Annotated in this window: 11 protein-coding genes and 4 tRNA genes; 10 read left to right on the top strand and 5 right to left on the bottom strand. The window is 65.5% G+C overall.

The features are described 5' to 3' along the window. Window positions 1-20 precede the first annotated feature (20 nt). The 4 genes from ACI48I_RS14565 (at window position 21) to ACI48I_RS14550 (ending at window position 765) form a co-directional block, all read left to right on the top strand. Window positions 21-97: transfer RNA gene (locus ACI48I_RS14565), tRNA-Arg, on the top strand. Between the two features lie 130 nt (window positions 98-227). Next, a tRNA-Arg gene (locus tag ACI48I_RS14560) sits at window positions 228-304 on the top strand. A gap of 185 nt (window positions 305-489) precedes the next feature. Continuing rightward, window positions 490-566 (top strand) — tRNA-Arg (locus ACI48I_RS14555). Between the two features lie 122 nt (window positions 567-688). Next, window positions 689-765, top strand: a tRNA-Arg gene (locus tag ACI48I_RS14550). 192 nt (window positions 766-957) lie between these two features. On the opposite strand, the gene ACI48I_RS14545 is transcribed toward ACI48I_RS14550, so the two are convergent. From ACI48I_RS14545 to ACI48I_RS14535, 3 genes are read right to left on the bottom strand one after another with little or no spacing between them, the layout of a single operon-like run. Then, a complete protein-coding gene (locus ACI48I_RS14545; protein WP_498574568.1) occupies window positions 958-2862 on the bottom strand; it encodes a sensor histidine kinase, YfiR-like protein-associated in 1905 nt (634 codons plus the stop codon). Continuing rightward, complete coding sequence (locus tag ACI48I_RS14540) at window positions 2862-3494, bottom strand: TOL_0243 family YfiR-like periplasmic protein (protein WP_498574567.1); 633 nt, start codon at window positions 3492-3494, stop codon at window positions 2862-2864. The genes ACI48I_RS14545 and ACI48I_RS14540 overlap by 1 nt, the downstream gene beginning before the upstream one ends. Before the next feature lie 9 nt (window positions 3495-3503). Beyond that, complete coding sequence (locus ACI48I_RS14535; protein ID WP_193686249.1) at window positions 3504-3659, bottom strand: hypothetical protein; 156 nt, start codon at window positions 3657-3659, stop codon at window positions 3504-3506. Between the two features lie 431 nt (window positions 3660-4090). Between ACI48I_RS14535 and ACI48I_RS14530 the strand changes: the two genes are divergently transcribed. The 4 genes from ACI48I_RS14530 (at window position 4091) to ACI48I_RS14515 (ending at window position 9970) form a co-directional block, all read left to right on the top strand. Next, a complete protein-coding gene (locus ACI48I_RS14530) occupies window positions 4091-4717 on the top strand; it encodes a 2-hydroxychromene-2-carboxylate isomerase (protein WP_498574566.1) in 627 nt (208 codons plus the stop codon). 88 nt (window positions 4718-4805) lie between these two features. Beyond that, window positions 4806-5615: a response regulator gene (locus tag ACI48I_RS14525; RefSeq protein WP_498574565.1), complete on the top strand. Its 810-nt coding sequence runs from the start codon at window positions 4806-4808 to the stop codon at window positions 5613-5615. Window positions 5616-5827: 212 nt separating this feature from the next. Beyond that, window positions 5828-8842 carry an ATP-binding protein gene (locus ACI48I_RS14520; RefSeq protein WP_498574564.1) on the top strand — a complete coding sequence of 1005 codons (3015 nt, stop codon included), beginning with the start codon at window positions 5828-5830 and terminating at the stop codon, window positions 8840-8842. A gap of 135 nt (window positions 8843-8977) precedes the next feature. Further along, on the top strand, window positions 8978-9970 hold the full coding sequence (locus ACI48I_RS14515; protein WP_498574563.1) for a response regulator: 993 nt from the start codon (window positions 8978-8980) through the stop codon (window positions 9968-9970). A gap of 207 nt (window positions 9971-10177) precedes the next feature. Here ACI48I_RS14515 and ACI48I_RS14510 read toward each other — a convergent pair whose 3' ends face one another. Continuing rightward, a complete protein-coding gene (locus ACI48I_RS14510; RefSeq protein WP_307727260.1) occupies window positions 10178-10621 on the bottom strand; it encodes a hypothetical protein in 444 nt (147 codons plus the stop codon). A gap of 277 nt (window positions 10622-10898) precedes the next feature. Here ACI48I_RS14510 and ACI48I_RS14505 point away from each other — a divergent pair, with 277 nt between their 5' ends. Continuing rightward, a complete protein-coding gene (locus ACI48I_RS14505) occupies window positions 10899-12527 on the top strand; it encodes a response regulator (RefSeq protein ID WP_193686253.1) in 1629 nt (542 codons plus the stop codon). Between the two features lie 122 nt (window positions 12528-12649). Here the strand turns inward: ACI48I_RS14505 and ACI48I_RS14500 are convergent, their stop codons facing one another. Further along, complete coding sequence (locus ACI48I_RS14500; RefSeq protein ID WP_193686254.1) at window positions 12650-13114, bottom strand: hemerythrin domain-containing protein; 465 nt, start codon at window positions 13112-13114, stop codon at window positions 12650-12652. Between the two features lie 175 nt (window positions 13115-13289). On the opposite strand from ACI48I_RS14500, the gene ACI48I_RS14495 reads away from it, so the two are divergent. Next, window positions 13290-14009, top strand: coding sequence for a sensor histidine kinase (locus tag ACI48I_RS14495; RefSeq protein WP_498574562.1), 720 nt, complete (start codon window positions 13290-13292; stop codon window positions 14007-14009). Window positions 14010-14040: the final 31 nt, after the last annotated feature.

Raw genomic sequence — 14040 nt, 5'->3', positions numbered from 1 at the left:
TGCTATAATGCATCTCACGGGCGGCTGTAGCTCAGCTGGATAGAGTACTTGGCTACGAACCAAGGGGTCGTGGGTTCGATTCCTGCCAGCCGCACCACGAATATGAAGGCCAGATCGCGAGATCTGGCCTTTTTCGTTTGGGCGGCCGATCGACCGGCCGCCCTCCTTTCCTTCTCGCAAGCAGCCCTTCCCATTTTGCCGAGGCCCCGCTATAATGCGTGCTTCGGGCGGCTGTAGCTCAGCTGGATAGAGTACTTGGCTACGAACCAAGGGGTCGTGGGTTCGATTCCTGCCAGCCGCACCACGAATACGAAGGCCAGATCGCGAGATCTGGCCTTTTTCGTTTGGGCCGCGCTTCCTGGTTGCGCCTCCTCGGGCGTGCGTTGAACGCGTGGACGGCGCCGGATTGAACAAGAACCATGTGCCCGGGTATCGCCGCCGCCACGCTCTTCCCATTTTGCCAAGTCCCCGCTATAATGCGTGCTTCGGGCGGCTGTAGCTCAGCTGGATAGAGTACTTGGCTACGAACCAAGGGGTCGTGGGTTCGATTCCTGCCAGCCGCACCACGAATACGAAGGCCAGATCGCGAGATCTGGCCTTTTTCGTTTTGGCCGTCCTCGACGGCCAGGAAACCGTCGCAACCGGCCCTTCCCATTTTGCCAAGGCCCCGCTATAATGCGTGCTTCGGGCGGCTGTAGCTCAGCTGGATAGAGTACTTGGCTACGAACCAAGGGGTCGTGGGTTCGATTCCTGCCAGCCGCACCACAGTTTCAAGAAAATGGCTCAGAAGAGATTCTGAGCCATTTTTCTTTTCCGCTTCGATTTTTCCGGCACCACTCCCACCCTCAGAAGACCTGGCCGACCATTCTGCTTTGTCGGCGACAGCTTTGACGCCGGCAACAACGGAAATACCTGCGCCGACTGCTTCACGTTTATCGTTCGCCCCGCCGCAGCCGATCAGGTCCGCAGCTTCTTGATGATGCTGCGGTTGCCCAGGATTTCCTCGATCTGTTCGAAGCGCACCGGCTTGACCATGTGATGATCGAATCCGGCCTCGAAGGCGAGCTGGCGGTCCTTTTCCTGGCCCCAGCCGGTGACGGCGATCAGTACCGTCATCGGGCCGCAGGAAAGCTTGCGGATGCCGCGCGCCAGGTCGTAGCCCGACATCTGCGGCAGGCCGATGTCGAGGAAAGCGTAATCCGGACAGAAGCGCGCCGCCGCCGCCAGCGCGTCCGGGCCGTTGTGGGTGATCACCACGCTGTGACCCATGGCGGTGAGCAAGGCGCCGATGCTGTTCACGAAGTCGACGTTGTCGTCGGCCAGCAGGATGCGGTAGGTCTCGGTGCTGATGAAGGCGGCCGGGGTCGGCTTGGTCGGCAGTTCCGGCTCGACCACGATCGGCAGGCGCACGGTAAACCGGCTGCCGCGGCCCAGGCCTTCGCTCGCGGCGGCGATCGTGCCGCCGTGCAGTTCAACCAGCTTGCGCGCCAGCGACAGGCCCACGCCCAGGCCCGCATTCGTGCGCTCCAGGGTCGAATCGACCTGCACGAACATTTCGAAGACCGAATCGAGCATGCCTGGAGCCAGCCCGATGCCGGTATCGCTCACCTCCAGCACCAGGGTCTTCTCTTCCACGTGCGCCGACAGGGTGACGCGTCCGCCGCGGTTGGTGTACTTGGCGGCGTTGTTGAGCAGGTTCGACAGGATCTGCGCCAGGCGCGTGGCGTCGCCGTGCAGGAAGACCGGCCGGTCCGGCAGGTCGATCGCCAGCTCGTGCCCGTGCAGCTCGATGTAGGAGCGCACCACCTCGAGCGCGTCGTTCACCACCGCCTTCAGTTCGACGCGGCCCATCTTGATCGCGAACTTGCCGGTATTGATGCGCGAGACGTCCAGCAAATCGTCCACCAGGCGCACCATCTGGCGCAGCTGGCGTTCCATGATGTCGGTCGCGCGCTGGGTGGCCTGGGCATCGCCGCTGCGGATGCGCAGGATATCGAGGCCGGTGCGGATCGGGGCCAGCGGGTTGCGCAGTTCGTGCGCGAGGGTCGCGAGGAATTCGTCTTTCCTGCGGTCGGCCACGATCAGGGCGTCTTCGGCCTTCTGGCGCACGTCCATCTCGTGTTCGAGGGTGCGGTTGGCCGCCTGCAGCGCTTCGGCGCGGCGTCCGATCTCGGCCAGCATGTCGTTGAAGGCTTCGACCAGCACGCCGATCTCGCCGCTGTTATTGCCCGGCACCCGCAGCGTGAAATCGCGCTGCTGCATCACCTGGCGCGCGACATTCGTCACCGCTTCCAGCGGGCGGGTAATGGCCGCCTGCAGGCGCGAGGCGACCAAGGCCGCGATCACCAGCGCGCCCAGCATCACGCCGCCGAGAATGGCGCCGTAGTTGAGCAGGCGGTCGACCAGGCCGTAGCGCGAGCGCAGGAAGACGGTACCGACCGCTTCGCCGTTCTCGACGATGTTGTGCCAGACCTCGAGTTCGCCGCGCTCGATGCGGTAGCCGGCCGGCTGCGGCCGCGGCGGCAGGTTCTGCTCGGTGCCGGCCTTGGCATAGGTGGCGAAGCGGGCGCCGGTGTTCGCGTAGACGGCGCCGGCCAGGATCTGCGGACGGGCGCGCAGCACGGCCAGCTGCTGCCGGGCCGTCACGGCATCGTTGAAGGCCAGGGCCGGCGCGGTGACGCTGGCCATGATGTCCGCTTGCGTGGTCAGGTCGTCGACCCAGTAGCGCTGGAAGGTGCGCAGGTCGAGCAGGAGCATGGCGATCGAGGCCGACAGCAAGGCTGCCAGCGTGGTGAAGACGGCCATCTTGATCAGTTTGCTGCGGACGGAACCGCCGTCCTGGGAATGCTGGCGGGACTGCATCAGCTGTTTCCCTTTACCACGCGGTTGGCGACTGTAAGCAGGCGCGAACTGAGTTTCACGTTATTCCTCTCTGCCGAGTCGAGCGAGACATCGAACCGCACCCGCTCCTCGATAATCCTGAAATTGATGACGCTGCCGTTCTGCAGGCCGAGTTCGCACTCGGTGACGGGCAGCAAGGCCGTAGGCGCCGAACGCAGGATACGCGCCGTCCGCGCGCTGTCGCTGCCGGCGACGAACAGCAGATGGACCTGGGCCGGATCGCCTTCGCGCAGCGTGCGCACCACGATCGGCCGCCCGCGCACCTGGCGCCCCGCCACCACCCGCGCCAGCTCCTCCGCCATGTCCTCGGAACCGATCACGCCGATCACGATCGGTGCGGCGCCGTCGGCAAAGGCGGCGGCCGGGAAGTCGGCGTAACCGAGAAACTTGTAGAGAAACGCAGCCTTGACGCGGCGCTCGAGCGCCTGGTTCGACGCGCCCTGCGCGAAGGCCGTGGACGGCGGCACGGCCACGCCCACCAGCAGCGCAGCGGCACAGGCCAGCGACCAGCCGGCCAGGCGGCCGACCGCCAACCGGCGCGTGCGCACGGTGGACGACAGCTGCGGGGTGCGGGAAAAGCGGTGTCGAATCATTGGCCGGGGTTAAGTTTGCAAGTGGCGCTCATTGTCGATGCGCCCGAACGCCTGGCGCACACCCGGGTCGCCAGACCCGGCACCCGCGTCGCAGAAATCCAACGCCGATGCCGCCATGGGCCTCGCGGCCCGCCACGCGCCGTCCATCACGCGCGTCGAGCTCATGATATCCCGGCACGGACAATTCCGACAGTGCGGGCATGGGGACGCGGCCGCACCGGACCCCTGCCGATCTCCGCCATGGCGAAGCGCGCGCGCACCCGGCACGGCTTTCCATGCTGCAAAGCCGTGAATTGTTTCGTGACATGTGTCCATGGTAAAACATTTTCTCTGATGCACCAAGCAGGTGCACGTCCCGTGCGCGGATGCACCAGCCATACGGCCCATCAATGACTGTCATCAGAAATCTAAATTGGCAATCGGTATTGCATTGCAGCATAATTCTTCCTGTCTCCTCTATTCTCTTCCAAGAAAATAGATTCAGCCCGCTCCCCTGGAGCGGGCTTTTTTTTGCCCGCTTTCTTTTTGACTGTTACGGTCCAGGCAAGCTTGCTATCATTACATCGACGCCCCAGCGGCGCAGTGGAGAGCGAGCGATGACACAGCATGGAAGGGCTCCTGCGGACCTCGAGTTCTGGTTCGAGTTCGGCAGCAACTACAGTTACCTGGCCGCGATGCGCGTCGAGGCGCTGGCGCGCGCCGCCGGCGTCCGTGTCCTCTGGCGCCCTTTCCTGCTGGGCCCGGTTTTTCGCGAACTCGGCTGGAGCACCTCGCCGTTTGTGCTGCAAGCCGCCAAAGGCCGCTACATGTGGCGCGACATGGAACGCGAAGCTGCCAAGTATGGCATCGCATGGCGCCGCCCGAGCGTCTTTCCACGCACGGCCCTGCTGCCGATGCGGGTCGCCACGCTCGGCGCGGAGGCGCCGTGGATCGGCGAATTCACCCGGCGCGTGATGCACCAGAACTGGGTCGAGGACCGCGAGATCGACGACGCGCCCGCAGTACGCGAGGCCCTGGCGGGCCTGATTCCCGACCCGGAGGCGGTGCTCGCCGCCGCGCTCGCTCCAGACAACAAACTGCGCCTGCGCGAAAATACCGGGCTGGCCGGCGCGCGCGGCATCTTCGGCGCGCCGACCTTCTTCGTCGGCGACGAGATGTTTTGGGGAAACGACCGGCTCGAGGACGCGATCGCCTGGGCTGCGCCGGGCCAGGGGCGTGCGTGACAAGGGCCCGCGCTCTAACGCGCCGACAGGAGCCGGGCAATTAGTGTACGATTCGGCCATGTTTTTGAATGCACAACAGGCCGTTTCCATGTCCGCTTCCGGTAAGTCCGCCCGCACCGCCTCCTCCTACGACTGGAGCGCCAGTGCGCTCGGCGACCCTGCCCTATGGCCGCAGCCGCTGCGCCTTGCCGCCGACCTGATGTTCAACACCCCGCTGCCGATGCTCATCTCGTGGGGCGCGCAGCCGCTGGTGCTGTGCAACGAAGCCTACGGCGCGCTGGCCGGTCCCGCTTTCAGCCGGGTGCCCGGCGGTTCAGTGCCGGCGGTGCTGCCGCCGCCCTTCGCCGCGGCCGGCGACGCCCTGGCCCGCGCCCGGCGCGGCGAGGCGGCCTTTGTTGCCGGAGCGAATGTCAATTTCGGCGCCGCCGGCGAGCGCTTCGACCTCTACTTCACGCCCATCGGCGAAGGCGGCGTGCTGTGCGCCCTGGCGCCGGCGACGCAGGAGCAGCCGGCGGCCGTCGAGGAACCGGGTATCCTCAGCATCCTGGTGGTCGAAGACAACCTCGATTCCCAGTATCTCGTGTGCGAAATGCTCAAGGCCTTCGGCTACGAGGCCGACGGCGTAGCGCATCCGGACGATGCGCTGGCCCACCTGGCCGCGCGCCATTACCACGTATTGTTTACCGACGTCAGCCTGCCCGGCATGTCCGGCGTCGACCTGGCGCGCCAGTCCCTGGAACGCTACCCGCACCTGAAAGTGATCTTCGCGTCGGGCTATGGCGACATGCTGCTGCGCCATCTCGACTTCCCCTACCAGTCGCTGCAAAAGCCTTACGAGCTCGATCAGCTGCAAGACGCACTCGGCAAGGCGACCAGCGCGCTGCGGGCGGGCACCTGAGTGGGCTTCACCCGTGTGCAACCAAACGGGGCGGCCGGGCTAGAATGGCCAGGTGCCGCGCAGCGGCGTGCCTTCGCACGCCCTGTCCCCGCGTCCGCTGCCCCTGCGTCCCTTGCCTCCAGGTCACTTGTCTATATTAAGCCAAGCTCCGGTCCTTTCATGATCCCAGTTGAATCGATCCCCCGCCGCTTCTGCGTCCACGGAGGCGCCGCGTGAGCGAGAACCGCGACGACCTCGAACTGATGCGCTCGGCGGCGCTGCGCAATGCCGACCCGGAGCTGGCTGCGCGCCGCGAAGCCGAGGCCGAGCTAATGGCGGCCAAGGAAGCACTGCGCCAGGCCAACGCGCGCATGGAAAACATGCTGGAAAGCCTGACCGACGCCTTCTGCGCGGTCGACTTCGACTGGCGCATCACCTATGTCAACGGCCGCGCCCTGCAACTGCTCGCGCCCCTGAACAAGACCCGCGAAGGCCTGCTCGGCAAACGCCTGTGGGACGAGTTCGAGGAACTGAACGGCAGCAACCTGGCCACCGAAATGGAGCGCGCGATGCAGTCGCGCCAGACCGGCAGCCGCGAATTCTTCTATCCCCGTCTCGCCGTCTGGATCGAGGCGCGCATGTACCCCTCGCCCGACGGCCTGACCCTGTATTTCCACGACGTCACGCGGCGCCGCGCCGACCAGCAAGCCTTGATCGACGGCAACAGCCGGCTGCAGGTGGCGCTCGCCGCCGGCCGCCTGGGCGACTGGCGCTGGGATTCGGCGAGCGACCGCATCAGCCTGGGCGAGCGTGCCGCCGAAATCCTCGGCCTGGCGCCCGAGGAACCGCTGGCCTGGCCCGAACTGCGCGCGCGCCTGGACGAACCCGACCGCGAAACCGTGCGCCGCGAGGTGCTGCACGCCTTTGCCTCGCACACCGACCTGAACATCGAATGCCGGCTGCTGCCCGACGGCGGCCAGGCGCGCTGGATCGCCCTGGTCGGACGGGCCGACTACGCCAATCCCGCCCTGCGCGACAGCGTCATCGGCATGACCGGCGTGATGCAGGACATTTCCTCGCGCAAGAACGCCGAGGACAGCCTGCGCCAGAGCGAAGAAGTCCTGCGCGCGCTCGCCAACACGATTCCACAACTGGCCTGGATGGCGCAGGCCGACGGCGCCATCGTCTGGTTCAACGAGCGCTGGTACGAGTACACGGGCACCACGGCCGAGAGCGCCACCGGCTGGGGCTGGCAAGACACGGTCGAGCCGGACGCCCTGCCCGCCATGCTCGAACACTGGCGCGCCTCGATCCGTAGCGGCGCGCCCTTCGAAATGGAATACCCGATCCGCGGCGCCGACGGCCAGTACCGCTGGTTCCTGACCCGGGTGAACGCCGTGCGCGACCGCAACGGCAAAGTGGTGCGCTGGTTCGGCACCAATACCGACGTCGACCAGGTCAAGCGCGTCGAGCAGGCCCTGCGCGAAGAATCGAAAGTGCTCGAGCTGCTCAACAGCACCGGTGGCGCGCTGGCATCGACCCGCGACCTGCGCTCGCTGCTGCAGGTCGCCACCGACGCGGCCAGCGGCATTGCCGGCGCCCGCTTCGGCGCCTTCTTTTACCACGGCAAGGAAAGCGAGGGGCCGAAGTTCTCCTTGTATACCCTGTCTGGCGGCACGGCCAACGAATTCCAGAGCTTCGGCGAGCCGCAGGCGACCGCCCTGTTCGGGCCGAGCTTCCGCGGCGCCGGTGTGATCCGGTCAAGCAATATCCTCGACGACCCGCGCTACGGCCCCACCCCGACGCAGTTCAGTTTGCTCTCGGGCCAGCCGACGGTGCGCAGCTATCTCGCCGTGCCGGTCACGGCCGGCTCCGGCGAAGTATTGGGAACCATGTTCTTCGGCCATCCGGAAGCGGGCGTGTTTACCGAACGCACCGAGCGCATCGTGCGCGGGATCGCCGCCCAGGCGGCCGTTGCGCTCGACAATACCCGGCTGTACGAGGCGGCCCAGCAAGCGGCCGAGGAACGCAAGATCTTGCTCGAAAGCGAACGCGAGGCACGCGCCGAAGCCGAGCGCTCGAGCCAGATGAAGGACGAATTCCTGGCGACGCTGTCGCACGAACTGCGCACCCCGCTCTCGGCCATCCTCGGCTGGGCTCAGGTGCTGCGGCGCGGCGGCAAGGACGAAAACGACCTGCAGCGCGGCCTGCAGACGATCGAGCGCAATGCGCGCGCCCAGGCCCAACTGATCGAAGACCTGCTCGACATGAGCCGGATTACTTCGGGCAAGGTGCTGCTCGACATGCAGACCCTGAACCCGCAGGGCTTCCTCGACGCCGCCATCGAGACCGTGCGTCCGGCTGCCGACGCCAAGAACATCCGCATCGAGAAGCGCTTCGCGGTCCATCCCGGCATGCTGGTCGCGGGCGACCCGGCGCGCCTGCAGCAGGTGGTGTGGAACCTGCTCTCGAATGCGATCAAGTTCACGCCGCGCGACGGCCTGGTCACCGTCGATCTCGAGGGACGCGACGGTTCGGTGGTGGTCACGGTGCGCGACAGCGGCGCCGGCATTCGCCCGGAATTCATTACCCATGTGTTCGAGCGCTTCCGCCAGGCCGACGCCTCGATGACGCGCCGCCACGGCGGCCTCGGGCTGGGCCTGGCCATCGTCAAGCACCTGATCGAGCAGCACGGCGGCACCGTGCGCGCCGAGAGCCCGGGCGAAGGACTGGGCTCGAGCTTCTCGTTCGAACTGCCGCTGGCCAAGGCGCAAACCCGCGCCGAGCGCCGCGCCAGCATGATTCTCGGCGGTACCCCGCCACCGGCCGCGCCCGACCTGACGCTGCGCGACCTGAACGGCGCCTCGGTGCTGGTGGTCGACGACGACCGCGACGCGCGCGAGCTGATCGCCCGCATCCTGACCGACTGCCACGCCAAGGTGCGCATCGCCGCCAGCGCGCGCGAAGCGTTCTCCGCCCTGCAGCTCGAGATGCCAGACCTCCTGATCAGCGACCTCGGCATGCCTGAAGTCGACGGTTTCGAGTTATTGTCGTGGGTACGGGCCCTGCCGCGCGACCGCGGCGGCCTGTTGCCGGCCGTGGCCCTGACCGCCTTCGCCCGTTCCGAAGACCGCTTGCGGGCGCTGGAAGCGGGCTTCAGTTCCCATATTTCGAAGCCGGTCGAGCCGAGCGAATTGATCGATGTCGTCGGTTCGCTGGTACGTTCGACGGGTAACCGAAAACGATAATGAAGTTCCTACTATCGGACGCGGCGCTGTCCTACAAGAAATTTTAGAGCCTTTGCTACACTACTTGAAGTGGGAAAGTTGGATTACTTGAATGAAATTTGTTTCCATCCAGTACCTATTTCGACGAGAAGAAGCATGCCGAGCAGACAAGAAATTTTGAACGCCAAGATCCTGGTCGTAGACGACTCGCCAGACAATATCGAATTGATGGAAGAGATATTGCGCGAGGAGGGCTACGTCAACGTCAGCTCGACCATGGAGCCGGAGCAGGTCTGCCCGCTGCATCGCGAGCACAATTACGACCTCATCCTGCTCGACCTGCAAATGCCGGGGCTGAACGGTTTCCAGGTCATGAAGAGCCTGAAGGAAATCGAGAAAGGCGGCTACCTGCCGGTGCTCGCCCTCACCGCCCAGCCGAGTTTCAAGATCGCGGCCCTGGAAGCCGGTGCGCGCGACTTCATCAGCAAGCCGTTCGACCTGCTCGAGGTGCACAAGCGCATCCACAACATGCTGGAAGTGCGCCTGCTCTACAAGGAACTGGCCCAATACAGCCGCGCCCAGCAGGAACTGGCCCTGCACGACGCCCTCACCGGCCTGCCGAACCGGCGCCTGCTGGAAGACCGCATCGAGACTGCCCTGCAGCACGCGAACCGCAGCCATGCCAAGGCCGCGATCATGTACCTGGACCTGGACGGCTTCAAGGCGATCAACGACACCTATGGCCACGCGTATGGCGACGAGATCCTGAAAATGGTCTCGCAGCGCCTGCTCGCCTCGTCGCGCAAGGAAGACACGGTCGCGCGCCTAGGCGGCGACGAATTCATGGTCGTGCTGGGCGACATCCACAGCCTGGCCGACGCCCAGGGCCCGGCCGCGAAACTGGTCGAGGCGCTGTGCGAGCCCTTCTTCATCAACGACCTGACGCTGCGCCTGTCGACCTCGATCGGCATCAGCATTTATCCGGACGACGCCGAATCGGTCGACGCCCTGATCAGCATCGCCGACTACGCCCTGTACGAAGCCAAGCGCGCGGGCAAGAACCGCTACTGCTCGACGGGCAGCAAGCCGCAGCAGGCGATCAAGACGCCGACCAAGCAGCCGGTGCCGGAGCTGGTGCCGCACAGGTAGGGATGACGCAAACAGGATAGGCCCAATCCGTCGCATCGGATTGGGCCTGTTTGCATTCCACGATCGCATCGATCTTATTGTCGGCAGCCGTATACCGTAGGGGCAATCAAGGCGGGTGGCCTCGATTGCCCCTACGGTATTTCGCCGCAAACGATAAGGGCATACACCCGCGTTATAGCAGGCGTATGCCCCAGGACCGTTCCCGAATCAAGCCGTCCCGACATCCTTCGACGTCTGCGCAGTGCCGACATTGGCGTGCCCGCAGGCTTCTTCATTGTGCGCGGCGATCGCACCGGCGCCCTGGTGGTCGCGCGCGGCTTCCACCTTTTCCGGCGCCACTTCGATGCGCGTGATGCCGGCGTCGACCGAGATCGGGTCGCTGGCCGGGAAGGTCATCTCGACGGCGTCGTCGAGCAGGGTTTCCTTGGCCGTTTCGGACGCCGACAGCGAGCCGGGAGCCGCCATCATCTCGATGGCGAACGCATTGGCAATCACCTGGTGCCGGGCCAGCTGGCCGATGGTGGTCACATTGAACGCGTCGGCGAGCGCCTTCGCCTCTTTCTCCCCGATCCCGCACAGGGCGGTCAGTGGACTATCGACCAGCTCGTGGAGCGATTTGCCCTGGTACTGCTCGGTAACAATCGTGTTCATGTTCATTTTTTGTCCTCTCAAGTAAGCAGCCTGTCCCCGGGGCGATGTGTCGCCGGGAGTCGCGTCCACTATCGCATGGACGCCTGAAGCAGTATGTGCGCTGGCGAACACGCAACACTGCGCACGATTGCGGGGCGATTGCCCATAAACACGATAAATTGCCGTGCTATCATTCGTTCGCTTCAATTGTGTCTTTACTTTGGAAAACACAGGCGCTCTGCTATCCTTTCAGTCCCGCAGAAATCTGGCCCATTACGACGAACGCAGCAGGAACGACGTGCCAACTACCGACAAACCAAAGATTCTGGTCGTCAATGACGATGCGGCCAGCCTGCTGGCCCTCACCAGCCTGCTGGACCAATGGGCCGACGAGACCGGCTATACGGTCCTGGCCGCGCGCTCCGGCCAGGAAGCGCTGCGCCAGGTGCTGTTGCATGACTTCGCCGTCATCATCCTCGACGTCAACATGCCCGGCATGGACGGCTTCGAGACGGCCGAGGCGATCCACCAGCGCGCCCGCTCCGCCGACATCCCGATCATCTTCGTGACCGCCTTCCTGGCCGACGAGATCGACCGCCTGAAGGCCTACCAGCGCGGCGCCGCCGACTTCCTGTTCACGCCGGTCATCCCGCAGATCCTGCATGCCAAGGTCTCGGTGTTCGTGGCCCTGGCCAACAAGAACGAACAGCTGCGCCGCCAGACCGAAAAGTTGTCCCAGCGCACGCTCGAGCTGACCGCCACCAACGAGCGCCTGATGAGCGAGATCGAAGAGCGCCAGGCGGCCGAGCGCAAGAGCCACGCCAAGGACGAATTCCTCGCCATGCTGGGCCATGAGCTGCGCAATCCGCTGTCGGCAATCAGCAGCGCCGCCGCGCTGATCGACATGCCGGGCGCGCACGCCGAGATGGCCTCCAGGGCGCGCCAGATCATCCAGCGCCAGACCCAGCATTTGTCGCGCATCGTCGACGACCTGCTCGACCTGTCGCGCGCGATGTCGGGCAAGATCCTGCTGGCCAGGAAACCGGTCGACATGGCCAGCCTGGTCGGCGCCTGCCTCGACACCTTCCGCGCCACCGGCCGCACCGGCGGCTACCGCATCAACGTCGACCTGGCGCCGAACTGGGTCGACGGCGACCCGACGCGCCTGGAACAGGTTGCGACCAACCTGATCGACAATGCCCTGAAGTACACGCCGGCCGGCGGCACCATCGACATCACGATCGGCCTCGAAGGCGAGGAAGTGCTGCTGACGGTGCGCGACACCGGCGTGGGCATCGCCCCCGACCTGCTGCCGCACGTGTTCGACGTCTTCGTGCAGGGCTCGATCAGCCTGGACCGCGCACAAGGCGGCCTGGGGATCGGGCTGTCGCTGGTGCGGCGCCTGGTCGAGCTGCATGGCGGCAGCGTCAGCGCCACCAGCGGCGGTGCCAGCGAAGGCAGCGCCTTCACCATCCGCCTGCCGCGCGCACAGGCGCCGGAGGCCGCGGCGACGCCGCATGCCGCCCAGCCTGCCGAGGCGGCCGGCAAGCCGGCGGTCCTGCTGATCGAAGACAATGAGGACGGCCGCGAAATGATGGCGACCATGCTCGACGTGTATGGCTACCCGGTGCTGCAATCGGCCGACGGCCTGGACGGCGTGGCGCTGGCCACCGCCCACCTGCCGAACGTCGCCCTGGTCGACATCGGCCTGCCCGGCATCGACGGCTACGAGGTCGCACGCCGCCTGCGCGCCAATCCGGCAACCTCCGCCATGCGCCTGATCGCCCTCACCGGCTACGGCCTGGCCGAAGACCAGCGCCGCGTGCTGGAAGCGGGTTTCGACATGCACCTGGTGAAACCGGTCGACATCGCCCAATTGCTCGGCGCGCTGGGCGAGCCGGCGCCGCTGCCCACTGCCGCCGGCTGATCAGGCAGCGCGCGAATAAAAAAGCCGCACAGTACACTGTGCGGCTTTTTTTTCGTCCTGTGGCAGCCGTGGCGGCCGTGGCGGCGCAGCGGCCGCCATCCGGCACCGGCTGCGGGGCTCGCTTATTGTGCGGCCTCGATCTCCTGCTGGCGCGCCTTCATTTCCTGGCCCAGCGCTTCCAGGTCCAGCTTCAGCTCGCGCGTCTTCGGGAACATCTCTTCTTCCTCTTCCTTGACGTGGTGCTCGACCAGCTCGCCCAGCACCTTGACCTTGGCGTCGTACAGGTCGTCGCCCGGGTCCATTTCCATGATCTGGGCGATCAGGTCCTTGGCCGAGGCGTGCTCGACGACGGCCTCATCGACCATGTCTTCCGTTTCTTCGCTCGCTTCGCGGGTGGCCGGGTAATAAATCTCTTCCTCGATCGTCGTGTGCATGATCAGCGCATTGCAGATCTCGTCGGCAAGCTTTTTCTTGCTGACCTTGGCGCGGTCGGTCATGTTCTCGAAGCGGTCGAACATTTCCTTGACTTCGCGGTGTTGCTGGGTCAGCAGCTCGATTGCGTCGATGCTTCCGTTTGGTTTGGCCATGAGAACTCCCTGAAAAGTTTGTGTATTTGGTAATGCATCCAGGGCTCCAGCATCGTCCGAAACGGCGCGCCGTACTGTACGGCAGCGCACGCAGGCGCGGATGCCGATGCGCCGGCGTGCGCACTTCCGGTGCGAAGCTGTTGTATGATTTGGGAAACATTCAACCGAGCCCACGATGACCGCACCGGACCCGCATCACCTCGACCCGGACCTGGAACGGCTGGTTGCCGAACGCACCGCCGCACTGACCGAACTGGTCGCCCACCTGATGAGTTGCTGGGACGACGAGCGGCGCCTGCTGGCACGCAAACTGCACGACAGCCTGGGCTCTTCGATGACGGCGCTGACGATGCATCTGGGCCTGCTGTCGAAGGGCCTGAGCGACCCCAAGGCCCTCGAACGCGCGGGCCAGATGAAGACACTACTCAACGGCATCATCGAGACCAACCGCACAGTGCAGTTGGGGCTGTGGAACGACAAGCTCGAGTTTTTGGGGATCAAGGCGGCACTCGCGGAACTCGTGGCCGAGTTTGGCCGCGAGCACGGCGTCAAGGCGCGCGTCAGCCTGCCGGACGACGACGACGCCTACCCGCGCGAACAGGGCGTGGCGCTGCTGCGCTGTGCCGAGGAAGGCTTGCGCAACGCCTTGCACCATGCGAAGGCCGATTCGGTGGACGTGATCCTCGACGACGATGGCGAGCAACTGATGCTGACCGTGCGCGACGACGGCGTGGGCCTGCGCCAGCCGCCGGTGCCGGAGTCGCTGCGTTGCCATGGGCTGCGCCTGCTGCGCGAACGGGCGCGGGCGCTGGGGGGGAGCGTGACCTTGATGCAGCTGGAGGGGGGCGGCACGGCTTTGACGATGATGTTGCCGCGGGATCGCCAGGGGGCGTAATCAGCGCGGGCGTTCGAGTATTTGAGGGCAC

Source organism: Massilia sp. LXY-5 (assembly GCF_059801075.1).
Note: the sequence above shows the minus strand (reverse complement) of the source record. Positions and strands in the feature narration are given on the sequence as shown.

What these genes read in the sequence shown, in the direction of transcription:
- ACI48I_RS14500 (WP_193686254.1), bottom strand. Translation starts at nt 13,114, where the DNA reads ATGGCCAAACCAAACGGAAGCATCGACGCAATCGAGCTGCTGACCCAG.
- ACI48I_RS14515 (WP_498574563.1), top strand. Translation starts at nt 8,978, where the DNA reads ATGCCGAGCAGACAAGAAATTTTGAACGCCAAGATCCTGGTCGTAGAC.
- ACI48I_RS14540 (WP_498574567.1), bottom strand. Translation starts at nt 3,494, where the DNA reads ATGATTCGACACCGCTTTTCCCGCACCCCGCAGCTGTCGTCCACCGTG.
- ACI48I_RS14525 (WP_498574565.1), top strand. Translation starts at nt 4,806, where the DNA reads ATGTCCGCTTCCGGTAAGTCCGCCCGCACCGCCTCCTCCTACGACTGG.
- ACI48I_RS14495 (WP_498574562.1), top strand. Translation starts at nt 13,290, where the DNA reads ATGACCGCACCGGACCCGCATCACCTCGACCCGGACCTGGAACGGCTG.
- ACI48I_RS14510 (WP_307727260.1), bottom strand. Translation starts at nt 10,621, where the DNA reads ATGAACACGATTGTTACCGAGCAGTACCAGGGCAAATCGCTCCACGAG.
- ACI48I_RS14535 (WP_193686249.1), bottom strand. Translation starts at nt 3,659, where the DNA reads ATGAGCTCGACGCGCGTGATGGACGGCGCGTGGCGGGCCGCGAGGCCC.
- ACI48I_RS14545 (WP_498574568.1), bottom strand. Translation starts at nt 2,862, where the DNA reads ATGCAGTCCCGCCAGCATTCCCAGGACGGCGGTTCCGTCCGCAGCAAA.
- ACI48I_RS14530 (WP_498574566.1), top strand. Translation starts at nt 4,091, where the DNA reads ATGACACAGCATGGAAGGGCTCCTGCGGACCTCGAGTTCTGGTTCGAG.